The sequence below is a fragment of the Erwinia phyllosphaerae genome, from assembly GCF_019132875.1.
Lineage (GTDB): Bacteria > Pseudomonadota > Gammaproteobacteria > Enterobacterales > Enterobacteriaceae > Erwinia > Erwinia phyllosphaerae.
Genome location: NZ_JAHSPF010000020.1, coordinates 15,363 through 32,160, shown reverse-complemented (window position 1 = coordinate 32,160; position 16,798 = coordinate 15,363). Strand labels below are relative to the sequence as shown.

14 protein-coding genes and 5 tRNA genes are annotated in these 16,798 nt (G+C 55.6%); 2 read left to right on the top strand and 17 right to left on the bottom strand.

Annotated elements, in window-relative coordinates; translation table 11 throughout:
* Window position 1: 1 nt before the first annotated feature.
* The 17 genes from KUE00_RS21455 to trxA form a co-directional block, all read right to left on the bottom strand.
* A tRNA-Pro gene (locus KUE00_RS21455) sits at window positions 2-75 on the bottom strand.
* 73 nt (window positions 76-148) lie between these two features.
* Window positions 149-225, bottom strand: a tRNA-Pro gene (locus KUE00_RS21450).
* Between the two features lie 26 nt (window positions 226-251).
* Window positions 252-338, bottom strand: a tRNA-Leu gene (locus KUE00_RS21445).
* Window positions 339-348: 10 nt separating this feature from the next.
* Window positions 349-424: transfer RNA gene (locus tag KUE00_RS21440), tRNA-His, on the bottom strand.
* An 80-nt stretch (window positions 425-504) separates the two neighbouring features.
* Window positions 505-581, bottom strand: a tRNA-Arg gene (locus KUE00_RS21435).
* Between the two features lie 179 nt (window positions 582-760).
* Complete coding sequence (gene wecG / locus KUE00_RS21430) at window positions 761-1,501, bottom strand: lipopolysaccharide N-acetylmannosaminouronosyltransferase (RefSeq protein WP_246762524.1); 741 nt, start codon at window positions 1,499-1,501, stop codon at window positions 761-763.
* 22 nt (window positions 1,502-1,523) lie between these two features.
* Window positions 1,524-2,861, bottom strand: a complete 1,338-nt coding sequence (wzyE, locus tag KUE00_RS21425; protein ID WP_246762522.1) for an ECA oligosaccharide polymerase — start codon at window positions 2,859-2,861, stop codon at window positions 1,524-1,526.
* Window positions 2,858-3,925, bottom strand: a complete 1,068-nt coding sequence (gene wecF, locus KUE00_RS21420) for a TDP-N-acetylfucosamine:lipid II N-acetylfucosaminyltransferase (RefSeq protein ID WP_246762516.1) — start codon at window positions 3,923-3,925, stop codon at window positions 2,858-2,860. The genes wzyE and wecF overlap by 4 nt, the downstream gene beginning before the upstream one ends.
* Window positions 3,922-5,172: a lipid III flippase WzxE gene (gene wzxE / locus KUE00_RS21415; RefSeq protein WP_246762514.1), complete on the bottom strand. Its 1,251-nt coding sequence runs from the start codon at window positions 5,170-5,172 to the stop codon at window positions 3,922-3,924. Before wzxE ends, wecF begins: the two co-directional genes overlap by 4 nt.
* Before the next feature lies 1 nt (window position 5,173).
* A complete protein-coding gene (gene rffA, locus KUE00_RS21410; protein WP_246762513.1) occupies window positions 5,174-6,301 on the bottom strand; it encodes a dTDP-4-amino-4,6-dideoxygalactose transaminase in 1,128 nt (375 codons plus the stop codon).
* A 4-nt stretch (window positions 6,302-6,305) separates the two neighbouring features.
* The gene (rffC, locus tag KUE00_RS21405; protein ID WP_246762508.1) at window positions 6,306-7,007 is read right to left on the bottom strand and encodes a dTDP-4-amino-4,6-dideoxy-D-galactose acyltransferase; all 702 of its coding nucleotides are present in this window, start codon (window positions 7,005-7,007) and stop codon (window positions 6,306-6,308) included.
* 2 nt (window positions 7,008-7,009) lie between these two features.
* On the bottom strand, window positions 7,010-8,272 hold the full coding sequence (wecC, locus tag KUE00_RS21400; RefSeq protein WP_246762531.1) for a UDP-N-acetyl-D-mannosamine dehydrogenase: 1,263 nt from the start codon (window positions 8,270-8,272) through the stop codon (window positions 7,010-7,012).
* Complete coding sequence (wecB, locus tag KUE00_RS21395; RefSeq protein WP_246762496.1) at window positions 8,269-9,399, bottom strand: non-hydrolyzing UDP-N-acetylglucosamine 2-epimerase; 1,131 nt, start codon at window positions 9,397-9,399, stop codon at window positions 8,269-8,271. The genes wecC and wecB overlap by 4 nt, the downstream gene beginning before the upstream one ends.
* Before the next feature lie 38 nt (window positions 9,400-9,437).
* A complete protein-coding gene (wzzE, locus tag KUE00_RS21390) occupies window positions 9,438-10,466 on the bottom strand; it encodes an ECA polysaccharide chain length modulation protein (RefSeq protein WP_246762494.1) in 1,029 nt (342 codons plus the stop codon).
* A gap of 49 nt (window positions 10,467-10,515) precedes the next feature.
* Window positions 10,516-11,595, bottom strand: coding sequence for a UDP-N-acetylglucosamine--undecaprenyl-phosphate N-acetylglucosaminephosphotransferase (wecA, locus tag KUE00_RS21385; RefSeq protein ID WP_246762487.1), 1,080 nt, complete (start codon window positions 11,593-11,595; stop codon window positions 10,516-10,518).
* A gap of 299 nt (window positions 11,596-11,894) precedes the next feature.
* Window positions 11,895-13,154 carry a transcription termination factor Rho gene (gene rho / locus KUE00_RS21380; RefSeq protein WP_246762481.1) on the bottom strand — a complete coding sequence of 420 codons (1,260 nt, stop codon included), beginning with the start codon at window positions 13,152-13,154 and terminating at the stop codon, window positions 11,895-11,897.
* 405 nt (window positions 13,155-13,559) lie between these two features.
* Window positions 13,560-13,892, bottom strand: coding sequence for a thioredoxin TrxA (gene trxA / locus KUE00_RS21375; protein WP_246762478.1), 333 nt, complete (start codon window positions 13,890-13,892; stop codon window positions 13,560-13,562).
* A gap of 117 nt (window positions 13,893-14,009) precedes the next feature.
* Here trxA and rhlB point away from each other — a divergent pair, with 117 nt between their 5' ends.
* Both rhlB and gppA read left to right on the top strand, forming a co-directional pair.
* Window positions 14,010-15,305: an ATP-dependent RNA helicase RhlB gene (gene rhlB, locus KUE00_RS21370; protein ID WP_246762472.1), complete on the top strand. Its 1,296-nt coding sequence runs from the start codon at window positions 14,010-14,012 to the stop codon at window positions 15,303-15,305.
* 4 nt (window positions 15,306-15,309) lie between these two features.
* A complete protein-coding gene (gene gppA / locus KUE00_RS21365) occupies window positions 15,310-16,794 on the top strand; it encodes a guanosine-5'-triphosphate,3'-diphosphate diphosphatase (protein ID WP_246762470.1) in 1,485 nt (494 codons plus the stop codon).
* Window positions 16,795-16,798 lie beyond the last annotated feature (4 nt).

Below are 16,798 nucleotides of genomic sequence, written 5' to 3'. Positions count from 1 at the left end.
GTCGGCGAGAGAGGATTCGAACCTCCGACCCACTGGTCCCAAACCAGTTGCGCTACCAAGCTGCGCTACTCGCCGAATACTGCTGGCACTGCGGCTTAAAAAATTCGTCTTTTAAGCGAAAACCCTGCCTTAGCAAGGTTTCTAAATATGGTCGGCGAGAGAGGATTCGAACCTCCGACCCACTGGTCCCAAACCAGTTGCGCTACCAAGCTGCGCTACTCGCCGAAAACTGCGTACTGCTAAAGATTTTGTGGTGCGAAGAGAGGGACTTGAACCCTCACGTCCGTAAGAACACTAACACCTGAAGCTAGCGCGTCTACCAATTCCGCCACCTTCGCATACAAAATCTGGGGTGGCTAATGGGACTCGAACCCACGACAACTGGAATCACAATCCAGGGCTCTACCAACTGAGCTATAGCCACCACACCTGTTACTCGACTTCTTTACTGCTTACTTCTTAACGCGGTAATACTACCACCGCAGCTCTCGCGCACAAACTTAATGGCGCGCCCGACAGGATTCGAACCTGAGACCTCTGCCTCCGGAGGGCAGCGCTCTATCCAGCTGAGCTACGGGCGCGTAGCGCCGTTGCGGATGGGCATACTACGGATTCGAGCCGATCCTGTCCAGTGCTTTTTTCATAAAAAATCCTGTTTGCTTACGCTTTGTGCGTTCTGTCTAAACTACAGGCGTTTTAGCCTGTTTTGACCCGCTAATCCGTTACTTTTTGACCTTTACGCCCGTTTAAAAAAGGTTGATTAAAGATCGCCACGTAAATGATAGCGCAGATATTTCAGCAGCCCGAGCTGTCTTCTTAACCTTGAAGGCTGCATGATCAGCCGATAAAGCCATTCAAGGCCCATTTTCTGCCATATCTTTGGCGCACGCTTTACGTTTCCCGTAAAGACGTCATAGGTGCCGCCTACGCCCATATAAAGCGCGTCAGGATAAAGCGCCTTGCAGTCGCGCATCAGGACTTCCTGACGCGGCGACCCCATCGCTACGGTGACAATCTTCGCGCCGCTGGCGGCGATGCGGGCAAACAAAGCTTCGCGTTCGGCTGGCGTGAAATAACCATCCTGCGAACCGACCAGATTGACGTTCCACTGCCGCTTCAGCTTTTCTTCGGTCTGCGCCAGAATATGCGGCTTGCCGCCTACCAGGAAAACCGGCGTCCCTTCCCGCCCGGCACGTTCCATCAGCCCTTCCCACAGGTCTGCCCCGGCGATGCGCGATACTACGGCGTGCGGATACTTTTTGCGGATAGAGCGCACAATGCTGATACCGTCGGCATATTTGTACTCTGCTGCATCAATCAGCCGATGAATGTCCGGCTCTCTCTCCGCCGTCAGCACTTTCTCAGCGTTGATCGCCACCAGCGTGCCGCTTTTCAACTGGTTTCCCTGCCAGAGAAAATCGATAAATTCCGCCATATTGCGAAAGCCCAACAGCGTAATGCCGCGGATCGGGTACTGCGGAGCCGTAAAGGCAGAGTTCATGGTCGAGTCCTTATGGCAAAATTCAGTTCTGAACCGCTACGCGTGCGCGTGCGCGGATCACGCCTGCGCTGTCGAGCAGCCAGTAAAGCAATTTAGCGACCACTACCGCCGCTGCAAAAATCAGGCAGAAGAACACCACGCGAGAGACAAAGGCGTCCAGCCCTTCCCTGGCCAGCACAATCATGTTGAACACCGCGCCAAAACAGAAGCTTTGCAGGATCGCCGCCTTGTAGCGATTGCTCTCCTGACGGCCTTTGTTATACAGCCAGTCGAACCATTTAATAATCATCCCGACCACTACCGCACCCGGAGCAATAAACCAGACGCCGCCCATCACCACCAGCGAACCCAGCAGCGTTGGCGAAATCGCCAGGCCCGAATGGTTATTTAACACTTCCCACGTAAAGTAGTTAGCGCTGTTTAACACCAGCGACGGCCGGTCCGGCCACAGCCAGCCCGGGATAAAGACGTAGAAATCTCTGACTATCGGTGCCAGGCCCTGAAACTCGATCTTGTCGTAGTTTTGCAGCAGTAGCCCCAGATTTTCCCACGGCGAGAAAGTGTCTCGCGTCAGGTAAAGGAAGGTGTAGAACGCCTCGCTGCCGCTGACGTCGAGATTATAACGTCGTAGCGCCAGCCAGAACATGCCGACCACGCCAGCCACGCCAGCCATCGCCAGCATCCACAGCGTTATCCAGCCGCGAATAATGCCGATAAACAGAAACAGTGCGAAAGCAATAATGATGTTCGCTCGCGTGCCGCCGACAATAGCGTAGGTCAGCAGTCCAAAAGCCACGGTGCTCACCAGAAACAGCAGCCAGCTTTTCAGGCCCGGACGCAGGAAATAGACCACCAGCATCGCCGGAATAAAGAAGTAGAAGAAGCGCTTTAGCGCCACGCCGGAAACTTCCGCCGAGAAAATCTGGCTATAGCTGTGTAGTTTAAAAAGCAGGAAGCCGTTGTGCAGAAAGAAAACCAGCACCGTACCCAGCGCAATCAGCGCCAGAATGCCCCACGTAAGATGGGCTTCAACGCGGTTGATGGTAAAGGCCTGTCGCGCGGGCTTATCCGTTGCCTGCCGCAGCCGGGTTTTATAGCTGACGTAATAAATGGCATAGAACCCGGTGGCGGAGAGCATTGCCTGCAACAGGTATTCTGCCGGGACGACCTCCACGTTAAAATCAAACACCAGCAGGCTGGTCAGTGGGAAACCAAAGTAAAAGGTCAGCAGAAAAAGCAAAGAGAAGAAGACGTTAAAATTAAAGCGGACGCGGCGAAACTCCCGCCAGGTCAGCGTCAGGATCAGCGCCAGCGACAGCAGCCACACCGTCAGCAGGCCTGCAAATTGTGAAAGCATCATGCCGTTTCTCCTTCTGCCAGCGCCAGCGCCTGCTGCCAGCCCGCCACATAGGCCGGTTCAAAAAAGGCGATAGCCGATTTATTCAGACCAGCCATTTGCCGCTTTGTTTCCGCAATCAGCTCGGGCGTCAGCGGGTCGCCGCTAAACAGGACGGGCACCTGCTGTTCGGTCAAATCCTGCCAGAAAGGGTTTTTGCGATTGACCACAAAGGGAATATTGGCCTGAATCAGCAGGCACAGCGTCCCTATGCCCTGCTGGCGCTCAAAAATAAAATAGCCCAGGTCGCAGCGCGCAATCAGCTGTAGGTACGCAGCAAAGTCGAGTTTCTCACTGAGGATAGTCAGACTAGCGGCAAACAGGGCCTCGCCCGCTTCCCGCACGCGCTGAATATACGCCTCGTTGTTTTCCGGATAGCCCAGCGGCACCACCACGTTTACCTTGTCGCCAAACTGCTGGTGAATTTCCTGCAGGGCCTGAAGGTGACGGTTGCTGGCATCGCCAGAGTTACCCACCAGGATCGTTAGCTGCTCGTTCTTAGCCGTTTCCGGTAGTTCTGGCTGCGCCATGCGGGTAGGAAAATAGAGTAGCGAAGCGGGCACGGCAGGATGGCGCTGATGAAAAAAGGTGATATCGCCACGCGTGGCGAAAACATGTCCGATACGCTTTTGCGCCAGCCGACGCAGCATATAGAACAGACGGAATTTGATACCGCCAGCCTGCTCATAAAGATCGGCGCCCCAGATATGCCACCAGGCCTGCGAAGGGCGAATTTTTCTTAGCAACAAGGCCAGCCACAGCGTTGGATTAAACTGGCCGTGGAAGAAAAAGCGCGTCTTGCGATCGGCCTGCGCGCGCTCGATGACCGCCCGGGCAATGCTTTTTTTACTGGCGAACCAGCGAACATTTAGCGCGGCAAACGTGGCCACCGATGGAGTGCCAACGACCCAAAACTGGCGCTTTTCGCCTGCGGGAACGGCCTGTGGCATAACGTCGTTAAAAAATCGCAGTACGGTCTGGTTGTGGTGCTCAACAGGCGAGCCAAGAACGTGAATCAATGTTGTCATACTTGTCTTTGATAAAGAAAGAATACGCCGGCGCAAAGCGCAAAATAGACGATGTAGGTGGCCATATAGGCCTGGGCTGCGCCCGCCGCGCCATGCAACGGGATTAACCATCCGGCAAACAGCGTGAGCAGCAGGAACTGGCTGATTTCGGTCAGCACGTAAAACCGCAGCGACGCTTTGGCGATCACCAGATAGCCAAAGACATACGAGCCGACTTTGAAAACGTCGCCGGTTAGCTGCCAGACAAACAGATCGCGCATGCCGGTAAACTTGCTGGAGAACAGTAGCCAGATAGCGACGTCGCGCAGCAGCCACACGGTCAGGCTCACGGCCATCACCGCTGGCAACACAAAGCTCAGCGAGCGGAGAATTTCGCGCGAAATCGCTTTTTTATCCGTTAATCTTGAGAGCGTCGGCAGCAGGTAAACGCTGAACGACGCGGTAATAAATTGCAGATAAGCATCGGAAATGCTGGTGACGCCCTGCCACAACCCTACCTGATCCCAGCTGGTATGAGCCGCTAACTGATTACGCATCATTACCCATGCGACCGGCAGCGTTACGGAGGTAATTACCGCCATCAAGGTGAATTTGCTAAGGTTACGCGCAATCTCACCGTGCCACTGCGGTCGCAGAAAACGCAGCGGCAGATGGTCACGCTTCGCCAGCAGCACGGCTGCGGGCACTACCACCAGCGCCGGAACCATCGCCATACCAACCAGCGCGCCGCTGTAGCCGCCAAGCCAGTAGCAGATAAACCACGCCGCTACGCCAGTCAGGCTGCCAAAAATCAGCGCCAGCGCGTTGCCCTGCGCATCGCGAAACCCTTTTATCACCGCCAGCGCCAGGTTTGCCCAAGCGATACCGACCTGCAAAAAGGCGACCAGCCGCACCACGTTCTGGTAATCGCCGTGTCCAAACAGCCCAACGCTAATCGGTTCAGCAAACAGCAGGAAAACGACCGCCAGCAGCGTAGAAAACCCCAGCACCATCGCCGAAGCGGTACCGACGACGGCACGCAGCTGCGTCGGCTGCTGCTGATATTCCGCCACGTATTTGGTTACGCCGTTGAAAATTCCTGCGCCAGCCAGCACGCCAAGCACGGTAATCAGCTGGCGGAAGTTGCCCGCCTGGCCGACGCCGCCAGGGCCAAACGCCACCGCCAGCATTTTTACCACCAGCAAACCGGCAGCGATTTTTACCAGCGTGGACGAAGCCGTCCACACCGAAGCCTTAGCCAGTGACATATCAGAAGTAGCTCAGCAGCGAATTAATAACCGTTTTCTGATTATTAGCAGAAAGGTTATAAAACAGCGGCAGCCGCAGCAGGCGCTCGCTTTCCGCCTGCGTGTAGTTATCCGTACCGTGGAAACGGCCAAAGCGCTGTCCGGCCGGTGACGAGTGCAGCGGGATATAGTGGAATACGGCTAAAATTTCCGCTTCTTTTAGCCAGTTAATCAATGCGCTGCGGTCGTCGTTGTCGGCAAGCTTGATGTAGAACATATGCGCGTTGTGCTGGCAATCTTGAGGGATAATTGGCAATTCAATACGGCCGCTGTCGGCAACGGGCTTGAGCGCATCGTAATAGTTTTGCCACAGGCGCAGGCGCTGGTCGTTAATACGCGTTGCCGCCTCCAGCTGCGCCCAGAGATAAGCGGCCTGCAAATCCGCCATCAGATAGCTGGAGCCGATATCCCGCCAGGTATATTTATCCACCTGGCCCCGGAAAAACTGGCTGCGGTTGGTGCCTTTTTCGCGAATGATTTCCGCGCGTTCAACCAGCGCCGGATCGTTAATTAAGGTTGCGCCGCCTTCGCCGCCCGCCGTGTAGTTTTTGGTTTCGTGAAAGCTGAAGCAGCCAATATGGCCGATAGTGCCCAGCGCTTTGCCTTTATAGGTCGACATTACGCCCTGCGCCGCATCTTCAACGACGTACAGCCCGTGCTTTTCCGCCAGCGCCATTATCGTGTCCATTTCGCAAGCGACGCCCGCGTAGTGAACCGGCACGATGGCCTTGGTTTTCTCGGTGATGGCCGCTTCAATCAGCGTTTCATCTATGTTGAGCGTATCGGGACGAATATCGACAAACACGATGGTCGCGCCGCGCAGCACAAAAGCATTGGCGGTAGAAACGAAGGTGTAGCTGGGCATAATCACTTCGTCACCGGGCTGGATAGCTATCAGGATAGCGGCCATCTCCAGCGAAGCGGTACAGGATGGCGTCAACAACACTTTACGGCTGCCGAAACGGTTTTCCATCCACTGCTGGCAGCGTCGGGTAAAGCCGCCGTCGCCGCACAGCTTGCCGCTGCCCATCGCCGACTGCATATATTCAAGCTCGGTTCCCACTACCGGTGGGGCGTTAAACGGGATCATAAAATTACCTGTAGAGCCACCAGGCGGTGCGTTCAATCACGCCGCCGCAGCGATGATAAAGTCGGAGCGCTGGCAGATTGCCAAGCTGTGTGGCAACGTGCAGACGCGTCAGGCGTCGCGCCCGGCACCAGTCGATTGCCGCCTCGATCATTCTCTGACCAACGCCCAGCCCCTGCGCTTCCGGCAGCGTCGCCAGCAGGCCGATTCGGCCACTGCCGTCGGCCAGTTCACGCAGCGAGATAAAGCCCTGAAGATCGCCCTGGTCATTGACGGCAATCAGGCACTGGTGGTCAAAGGTGCCGAGCACGGCGTTTTCAATCCACTGCGCATAAAAGCGTCCACTGTCTTCAGGCTGATACCAGGGCGCGCGAAAACGGCTGAAGGCAAAAGCGCTGCTGGCCGCCTCACGCAGTGCGGGAATATGCTCTTTACGGGCGATACGAATGCCTTCCGGCCTGCCGCCCGCGCCGATACCCAGCACAAAATCCGCTTCGCCTTCAACAAAGCGAAACCCCAGCGCGCTCAGTGCATCCAGCTCTGCCGTCTGCTGTGACAGCACTTTCGCCTGAATCAGATCGTATCCCTGCAACGAAGCTTCATCAATCGGCGCTTCGTGCAAATCAAGATTCAGCAGGCCGCTGTTGAGATTAAAAAAAGCGTTTTCCCACGCCAGCGGCGTGACGCTTCCTTGCAGAGGCTGGATCATGCTCACCGCCAGATGCCTTTAGTATCCACCAGCCAGCGCGATTTCAGGCTGGCCGCGTCGATAGTTTTGAACTGGCGATGATCTACCAGCATCACCAGCACGTCCGCCTGCTGTAGCGCCTCTTGCTGGGTGACCAGCACGCTTCTTTCCGGCATGCCGTGCGGCAATTGCTGAATGTTGGGTTCCACCAGCTGCGTGGTGCCCTGATGCCAGTCCGCAATCATGCTGGCCACGTGCATCGCCGGACTTTCTCTTAAGTCGTCGATATCGGGCTTGAAGGCCAGGCCAAAGCAGGCAATTTTCAGTTCGCTGGCGCGTTTGTCGCTGGCAACCAGACATTCGGCCAGCTTTTTCTTCACCTGCTCCAGCACCCAGTGCGGCTTACTGTCGTTCACCTCACGCGCGGTGCGGATCAGGCGGGCCTGCACCGGGTTTTGCGCCACGATAAACCAGGGATCGACCGCAATACAGTGGCCGCCGACGCCCGGGCCCGGCTGAAGGATGTTGACGCGCGGATGGCGGTTAGCCAGTGCAATCAGCTCCCAGACGCTAATCCCCTGATCGGCGCAAATCAGCGACAGCTCGTTGGCGAAAGCGATATTGACATCACGGAAGCTGTTTTCGGTCAGCTTACACATCTCGGCGGTGCGCGAGTTAGTAACCACACACTCGCCTTCCAGGAAGATGTTGTAAAGATCGCAGGCTTTTTGCGAACAAAGCGGCGTCATGCCACCAATCACCCGATCGTTTTTAAACAGCTCAACCATGACTTTGCCCGGCAGTACGCGCTCCGGACAATAGGCGATATGGATATCCGCTTTGCTGCCCTCGTGCTGTGGAAACGTCAGGTCGCTGCGCGCCATCGCCAGCCATTCGGCCATTTGCTCCGTCGCGCCTACCGGGGAGGTCGATTCCAGAATGACCAGGTCGCCTTTTTTCAGCACGGGCGCGATAGATTCCGCAGCCGCTTTTACCCAGCTCAAATCAGGCTGGTGGTCGTCTTTAAACGGCGTAGGCACGGCAATCAGGAAGGCGTCCGCTGGTTCTGGCCGCGTGACGGCGCGCAGGTGACCCTGTTCCACCGCCGTTTTGACTACGCTGTCCAGATCCGGCTCGACGATATGAATTTCGCCCCGGTTAATGATTTCGACCGCGTGCGCGTTGATATCCACGCCGATCACCGTTTTTTGTCGGGAGGCAAATGCCGCAGCGGTAGGCAGGCCAATATAGCCCAGCCCGATAACAGAAATGGTATTGAACATTATAAAGAAATCCGATTATTTTTAAGCGCCTGCACAATACGTTCGCAGGCCAGGCCGTCGCCATAAGGGTTATGGGCGCGGCTCATGGATTGCCAGGCCTCTTCATCCGTTAACAGACGCGTGGTCTCGTGAACAATTTTTTGTATGTCAGTGCCCACCAACCTGACAGTGCCTGCATCCACAGCTTCCGGACGCTCTGTCGTTTCGCGCATGACCAGCACGGGTTTGCCCAGCGATGGCGCCTCTTCCTGGATACCGCCAGAATCCGTCAGGATTAGCCAGGCGCGATCCATCAGCCAGACAAACGGCAGATACTCCTGCGGCTCTATCAGCACCACGTTGTCGATATCGCTAAGAATACGGTTCACCGGCTCGCTGACGTTGGGATTGAGGTGCACCGGATAGACGATTTGCGCTTCAGGGTGACGCCGGGCGATTTCCGCCAGGGCGCTACAGATGCGTTCAAACCCGTCCCCGAAGCTCTCGCGTCGGTGGCCCGTCACCAGAATCAACTTCTTCCCCTCTTCAAGGAAGGGATAGCGCGTTGCCAGGGTATTTCTTAACTGCTCGTCGCTTAATACTCTATCGCGCACCCAAAACAGCGCATCAATCACCGTGTTGCCGGTGACAAAAAGGCGCGATTCCGGCAGGCCTTCACGCAGCAAATTCTGCCGGGCCGTTTCCGTGGGCGTAAAGTGCCAGCTTGCCAGGCGACCGGTCAGCGTACGGTTAGCTTCTTCCGGCCACGGAGAGTAGAGATCGCCCGTGCGCAGTCCGGCCTCGACGTGGCCAACAGGAATACGGTGGTAAAAAGCGGCCAGGCTTGCGGCAAAGGTGGTGGTGGTATCGCCATGCACCAGTACCACATCCGGCTTGAATTCAGCAAAGACGGCCTTCAGCCCTTCGAGAATACGGCTGGTGATCTCCGTGAGCCCCTGGCCGGGACGCATGATATTGAGATCGTAATCCGGGACGATAGCAAACAGCTGTAGCACCTGGTCCAGCATCTCACGATGCTGCGCGGTGACGCACAGGCGCGCTTCTATCTCACTATCCTGCGCGAGAGCGTGAACCAGCGGCGCCATTTTTATCGCTTCCGGGCGCGTGCCAAACACGGTTAATACTTTCACTGTTACTTTCTTTCCTTCGTCTGTTTGATGACGGCAAATCAGCGCGGACGCCGACGTATCAGTGCCGTGCCTGCGCCAATCAGCGCGCCTACAGCGCCCCACATGATCATCAGAAACAGGCGACGAGGACTGTCTCGTGTAACCGGCTCTTCCGGCGTACGCAGATAGCGCCAGCTCTGAAAGTTATTGCTCAGCGTCGGGCCTGCTTTCAACGTGCCGAGCATCGCCCTGTTCTGATCATAGTCCAGATCGTATGCCGGCCCGCTGGCCTGTAAATTCTCCAGCCTGGCCTGCAGCAGCGAACGTCCCAGCAGAAACAGCTCGGAGTCCGGCAGTTGTTCAGAAGGCGTACTGGTTTTTGCCTGCTCAAAACCCTGCTGCTGCGCAATCTTTAGCGCCTGCTGGACGCTGTTGATCTGGCGATCGTAAACCGCTTTGGCCACGGCTTCCTGTCTCAGCACCTGTGCCTGCAGCTGTTGGCTACGTGCCGCCCAGGCACCGGCCAGCTCTTCATTAAGATGCATTGCCGCGCGTTGACCGGCAAAAGCCACGTACTGGCGCAGCAGCGTATTCGCTTCCGGCGCGGTTTCAGCAATAAGTTTGACGCTGTCGTTCAGGCTCTTGGCCACGTCGCCCGGCTGATACTGGATATTAGCGATCAGTTCATCCAGCAGCGCCGCGTCATCACGCGCGCTGCCTTGTTGCCGCTGCTTGTAATAGTCGCTTTGCAGCCAGAATTCGCGGCGCGCATCGTAAGACGCGAGCTGCATAATAAACTCCTGATAGGCTTCATCGGCAATAACGGGCAGCTGAACCGGCGCGTTGCTGCTGCGGATAGCCAGGTTATCCAGAAAAAGCTGCTGCGAATAGTAACGGCCCAACATGTTGACCGTGGGGCGATCGGTTACTGCCGTCGTGCTCCATTTTGGCGTCATCAGCAGCGAACAGAGCCAGGCCAGCAGCGCAAAAGAGATGGCGCCGCCGATAATCCAGCGTTTTCCTCGCCATAAAGCGCAGCAAAGCCCGCGGATATCCAGTTCGTTCTCTGCAACGTCAGGATGCGTCATACTTGATATTCCTTGTCATCAGGGTAAAGAGGTCCAGGGTAAAAGCGAGCTATTGTGCTTTGCGCAGCCTTCTTTTTGCTCTTTTTAACAGCCGCGCCACGCGCCATGCGCGCTTGATACAGTAGCCGTACAGCATAAAAGCCAGCAGGAACAGCAGCAGCATCATCCAGTCAGGGACAAAGCTTAGCGATTCGCCCAGCACGCCGACACCAGCCAGCAGCGCGGCCGCCAGCGTAATCAGAAAGCAGGCCTGACGGGAGGTGAATCCGGCCCGCATAATCAGATGGTGAATATGCTGGCGGTCAGCAGAAAATGGGCTCATGCCTTTGCTCAGGCGACGATACATGATGGCCACCATATCCATCAGCGGAATGGCGATAAGCCACAGCGCGGTCACGGGCGTGATGGGATGGCTCTGTCCCTGCGTCGCTTCCAGCAGGATCCAGATAATGGTAAAGCCTATCAGCGTGCTGCCCGCATCGCCCATAAACACCTTGTAGCGACGGCCAAACACGCCCAGGTTGAGCAGGATATAAGGGATAATGGCGGCGATCATCGCAAAGCACCACATCGCCAGGCTCTGCTGACCATCAACAATCAGAATGATGCCCATCGCCAGAAAGGTGACGCAGGAAAGGCCGCCCAGCAGCCCGTCGATACCGTCCACCATATTAAAGGCGTTAATCGCCGCCCAGACCGCAAACAGCGTCAGCACGTAGCCGAAAGGGCCGACAATCAGCTCCCATGGGCCGAAGATAAACCCCAGGCTCAGCAGATAGAGCTTGGCCATCGTCATCATGACCACCGCAATGCCCGCCTGTACGCAGGCGCGGATTTTGACGCTGATATCAAAACGGTCATCAAGTGCGCCAACCAGTACCAGTACGCCAGCACAGCTCAGGTAAAGCAGGCTGTGGGGAATATAGTAATCAGTGATAGTAAAACCGAAGCAAATGCCGGCAAAAACAGAAATGCCGCCGACCAGAGGGATAACACCCTGGTGACGCTTGCGATAGTTGGGCTTGTCCACAAGACCCACTTTTTTTGCTGCCTTACGCGCGAAAAAAAGGAATACCAGCGAAAATAAAAATATTAAAGCAAGCTCAGTACTCATATTGAGTAAATTCACATTAACCAGCTCTCTGCTAAGAATCCCAACTTTATAGCAACTTTTATGCCATAAGTGGCTGTTTGATTCTGATGTCCATCGTGTATCGGATAAAACTCAGTATAACCGTCCGGTTTTATACCCGAATGCACCTTTAATTTAATTCTCCAGTCGCGACATCGTATAGCCCATAAACGAAAAACGCCACGTCTGAGCGTGGCGTTCCCCGAGTTTTCTTATTTTTCCGGCTTCTGACATCCTTTCAGACAAAAAAAGAGGGTTGATCGCTCAACCCTCTTTTTTGTACAGACCATTCGCTGTTACGAACGCTTCATCATGTCGAAGAATTCGTCATTGGTTTTGGTCATCGCCAGCTTGTTGATTAGGAATTCCATCGCGTCGATTTCACCCATTGGATGGATGATTTTACGCAGGATCCACATCTTCTGTAGCTCTTCAGAACTGGTCAACAGCTCTTCTTTACGGGTACCGGAACGGTTGTAATCGATAGCAGGGAACACGCGCTTCTCGGCGATTTTACGCGCTAAGTGCAGTTCCATGTTGCCTGTACCTTTAAACTCTTCGTAGATAACCTCATCCATTTTCGAGCCGGTATCAACCAGCGCGGTGGCGATAATGGTCAGGCTGCCACCCTCTTCTACGTTACGCGCGGCACCGAAGAAGCGTTTTGGACGATGCAGGGCGTTAGCATCCACACCACCCGTCAGCACTTTACCGGAAGCCGGTACAACGGTGTTATAGGCACGGGCCAGACGCGTAATGGAGTCCAGCAGGATGATCACGTCTTTCTTGTGCTCAACCAGGCGCTTGGCTTTTTCGATAACCATTTCGGCAACCTGCACGTGGCGGGAAGCTGGCTCATCAAAGGTAGAGGCAATAACTTCGCCTTTCACCAGACGCTGCATCTCGGTAACTTCTTCCGGACGTTCGTCAATCAGCAGCACCATCAGCACGCAGTCAGGATGGTTGTAGGCAATGCTCTGCGCGATGTTCTGCAGCAGCATGGTTTTACCGGCTTTTGGCGGCGCGACGATCAGGCCACGCTGGCCGCGACCGATCGGCGAAGCCAGATCCAGTACGCGTGCGGTTAAGTCTTCGGTAGAACCGTTGCCGCGCTCCATGCGCAGACGCGAGTTAGCGTGCAGCGGCGTTAAGTTTTCAAACAGGATTTTGCTACGGGCGTTTTCCGGTTTGTCATAGTTAACTTCGTTAACCTTCAGCAGGGCGAAATAGCGCTCACCTTCTTTCGGCGGGCGGATCTTGCCGGAAATGGTGTCACCAGTGCGGAGGTTAAAACGGCGGATTTGGCTGGGAGATACGTAGATGTCGTCGGGGCCGGCAAGGTAGGAACTGTCTCCGGAGCGGAGGAAACCAAATCCATCCTGCAATATCTCCAGTACGCCGTCGCCGAAAATATCTTCGCCGCTTTTCGCATGTTGTTTAAGGATGGCGAAGATAATGTCCTGTTTGCGCATGCGCGCCAGGTTTTCCAGCCCCATATTTTCGCCGAGAGTTATCAGGTCAGAAACCGGCGTATTTTTTAATTCGGTAAGATTCATAATGGTGGGTTCTTAAACTCGGGGTAAATCTCGAAATGTTTGTCGTCAATGGTATGGCGAAAAATCCATGCCTGTTAATGGCTTTCTTGTCGGACTCTCGACGATCGCGTGCAGGAATACGCGGATCCGATACGAGGAGACGGTAAGGACAAGGTGCCGGAAATTCTGGATACTAACCGTCAGATTGCTGAATATCTGTAAAACTCAGATGAATACAGTGTTCAACAAGGAGCAAATCTTAGATTCAAACTACAGGTAAGTGCGTAGTGCAGTAAAAATAAGTTAGCACGCTTGTTCGCAAACGTCTAGCGGTGAGCTAAAAATATGCAGCTGGTATGACAAGGCGCAGAATCGGGCTGGATGGAATAGCGCCCGGCAGCGCCGCCGCTGCCGGACAAAGGGCGATTAGCCCAGGTTCGCGGTCAGGAACTCTTTGAGCTGGCCTTTAGAAAGGGCACCCACTTTCGTTGCCGCCACTTCGCCGTCTTTAAACAGCAGCAAAGTAGGAATACCGCGAATGCCATATTTTGGCGCCGTGCCCGGGTTTTCGTCGATGTTCAGTTTTGCGATGGTCAGCTTGCCGTCGAACTCTTCGGCGATTTCATCGAGGATCGGGGCAATCATTTTGCACGGACCGCACCATTCTGCCCAGAAGTCGACCAGCGTCAGGCCTTCTGCTTTCAGTACGTCGGTTTCAAAGCTGTCATCGGTCAGGTGGACAATTTTATCGCTGCTCATGTCTTACTCCAAAATATTATGCCTGGCTGCGTGGCGTAAAATCTGCCAACTTAGGTTGACTTTATTTCACCGGATACGCTTTCGTAAAGCAATAGTAAGCTGATATTCTACCACACTATGAGCAAAACACACTTAACCGAACAGAAGTTTTCCGACTTCGCCCTGCACCCACAGGTCATTGAAGCCCTTGAAAATAAAGGGTTTCATAACTGCACGCCTATTCAGGCGCTGGCATTGCCTTTCACGCTGAACGGGCGTGATGTAGCGGGACAGGCGCAAACCGGTACCGGGAAAACGATGGCGTTTTTAACGTCAACGTTCCATCATCTTCTTTCTCACCCCGCGCCGGAAGGGCGTCAGGTTAACCAGCCACGCGCGCTGATCCTGGCTCCGACTCGCGAATTAGCCGTGCAAATTCATGCAGATGCAGAACCACTGGCGCAGGTGACCGGCCTCAAGCTCGGGCTGGCCTACGGCGGTGACGGCTATGACAAGCAGCTGAAAGTACTGGAAAGCGGCGTCGATATTATTATCGGCACCACCGGCCGGCTGATTGACTACGCAAAACAGAATCACGTTAACCTGGGCGCGATTCAGGTTGTCGTCCTCGACGAAGCCGACCGGATGTTCGATCTGGGCTTCATTAAAGACATTCGCTGGCTGTTCCGCCGCATGCCTGCCGCTAACCAGCGTCTTAACATGCTGTTCTCCGCAACGCTTTCCTTCCGCGTCCGCGAGCTGGCGTTTGAAAACATGAACAACGCCGAATATGTGGAAGTGGAGCCGGAGCAGAAAACCGGACACCGCATTAAAGAAGAGCTTTTCTATCCTTCCAACGAAGAGAAGATGCGTCTTCTGCAAACCCTTCTGGAAGAAGAGTGGCCGGATCGCGCCATTATTTTCGCCAATACCAAACACCGTTGTGAAGACATCTGGGGCCACCTGGCGGCTGATGGTCACCGTGTTGGTCTGCTGACCGGCGACGTGGCGCAAAAGAAACGCCTGCGTATTCTCGATGACTTCACCAAAGGCGATGTAGATATACTGGTTGCTACCGACGTAGCCGCTCGCGGTCTGCATATCCCTGCGGTGACCCACGTTTTCAACTACGATTTGCCTGACGATCGTGAAGACTACGTCCACCGCATCGGCCGTACCGGTCGCGCGGGCGCAAACGGGCACTCTATCAGCCTGGCTTGTGAAGAGTATGCGCTGAACCTGCCTGCTATCGAAGAGTATATCGGCCACAGCATTACCGTAAGCCGCTATAACAGCGACGCGCTGATGACCGACCTGCCGCCGCCAAAACGCTTAACGCGTAGTCGTCCTGGCAACGGCCCGCGCCGCAGCAGCGGTCCGAACAATCGTCGCAGCGGTCCGCCGCGCAACAATAACCGCAAACGTTCAGGTTAACGCCATGCCTAGCGCTTCATCGCTTTATGCTGCAATAGATTTAGGATCTAACAGCTTTCATATGTTGGTGGTGCGCGAGGTGGCTGGCAGCATCCAGACCGTTGCGCGCATCAAACGCAAGGTGCGCCTGGCTGCCGGTCTGGACAGCGACAGCCGCCTTTCCGATGAGGCGATGGCGCGCGGCTGGCAGTGCCTGAAACTGTTCTCTGAACAGCTGCAGGATATCCCGGCGCACCAGATCCGTGTCGTTGCGACGGCAACGCTGCGCCTGGCCGCCAACGCCGGAACCTTTCTGCATCAGGCGCAGCAGATTTTAGGCTGCGCCATTAATGTGATTAGCGGCGAAGAAGAAGCCTGCCTGATTTACCAGGGCGTGGCGCATACCACTGGCGGTTCCGATAAGCGTCTGGTGGTTGATATCGGCGGCGGCAGTACGGAGCTGGTCACGGGCAGCGGCGCAGAACCTGGCGCGCTGTTCAGCTTGCCCATGGGCTGCGTGACCTGGCTGGAACGCTATTTTGGCGATCGTCACCTGGGCAAGCTCAACTTTGACGAGGCCGAGCAGGCCGCCAGCGAGATGATTCGTCCGGTAGCGAAAAAGCTGCGCGAGCAAGGCTGGGAAATCTGCGTTGGCGCGTCGGGCACCGTCCAGGCGCTGCAGGAAATCATGATGGCGCAAGGCATGGACGAGCGCATCACGCTGAGCAAGCTGCAACAGCTGAAACAGCGCGCTATCCAGTGCGGCAAGCTGGAAGAGCTGGAAATCGAAGGCCTGACGCTGGAGCGCGCGCTGGTTTTCCCCAGCGGCCTTTCCATTTTGATTGCCATCTTTACCGAGCTGAATATCAGCAGCATGACGCTGGCCGGTGGCGCGCTGCGCGAAGGTCTGGTTTACGGCATGCTGAAGCTGCCGGTCGATCGCGATATTCGTAACCGCACGCTGCACAATATCCAGCGCCGCTTTGCCATTGACGCCGATCAGGCTTCGCGCGTACGTATGCTGGCAGAAAGTTTTGCTCGTCAGGTTAGCCACAGCTGGAAGCTGGACGATCGCTGCCGGGAGCTGCTCGACAGCGCCTGCCTGATCCATGAAATCGGCCTGAGCGTCGACTTCAAACAGGCTCCGCAGCACGCCGCCTATCTGGTACGTAATCTGGATTTGCCGGGCTTTACGCCCGCGCAGAAAAAGCTGCTGGCGACGCTGCTGCAAAACCAGGTCAACGGTATCGATCTGGCGCTGCTCAGCCAGCAAAATGCCGTGCCGCCGCGCATGGCGGAAAGAATGTGTCGGCTGCTGCGGCTGGCCATCATTTTTGCCAGCCGTCGTCGCGATGATACGCTGCCCGCGGTTCGGCTGCATGCTGATGACGATAGTTTGCAGGTGGCCTTACCGGCTGGTTGGCTGGAAGCGCACCCGCTACGTGCAGAACTGCTGGAGCAGGAAAGCCACTGGCAAAGCTATGTGCACTGGTCGCTGACCATAAACTAGTTTA

Excerpts from the sequence above, each read along its gene's own strand:
- wzxE (WP_246762514.1), bottom strand. The coding sequence starts at position 5,172 with ATGTCACTGGCTAAGGCTTCGGTGTGGACGGCTTCGTCCACGCTGGTA.
- rffC (WP_246762508.1), bottom strand. The coding sequence starts at position 7,007 with ATGATCCAGCCTCTGCAAGGAAGCGTCACGCCGCTGGCGTGGGAAAAC.
- trxA (WP_246762478.1), bottom strand. The coding sequence starts at position 13,892 with ATGAGCAGCGATAAAATTGTCCACCTGACCGATGACAGCTTTGAAACC.
- gppA (WP_246762470.1), top strand. The coding sequence starts at position 15,310 with ATGCCTAGCGCTTCATCGCTTTATGCTGCAATAGATTTAGGATCTAAC.
- rhlB (WP_246762472.1), top strand. The coding sequence starts at position 14,010 with ATGAGCAAAACACACTTAACCGAACAGAAGTTTTCCGACTTCGCCCTG.
- rffA (WP_246762513.1), bottom strand. The coding sequence starts at position 6,301 with ATGATCCCGTTTAACGCCCCACCGGTAGTGGGAACCGAGCTTGAATAT.
- wzzE (WP_246762494.1), bottom strand. The coding sequence starts at position 10,466 with ATGACGCATCCTGACGTTGCAGAGAACGAACTGGATATCCGCGGGCTT.
- rho (WP_246762481.1), bottom strand. The coding sequence starts at position 13,154 with ATGAATCTTACCGAATTAAAAAATACGCCGGTTTCTGACCTGATAACT.
- wecF (WP_246762516.1), bottom strand. The coding sequence starts at position 3,925 with ATGACAACATTGATTCACGTTCTTGGCTCGCCTGTTGAGCACCACAAC.
- wzyE (WP_246762522.1), bottom strand. The coding sequence starts at position 2,861 with ATGATGCTTTCACAATTTGCAGGCCTGCTGACGGTGTGGCTGCTGTCG.
- wecG (WP_246762524.1), bottom strand. The coding sequence starts at position 1,501 with ATGAACTCTGCCTTTACGGCTCCGCAGTACCCGATCCGCGGCATTACG.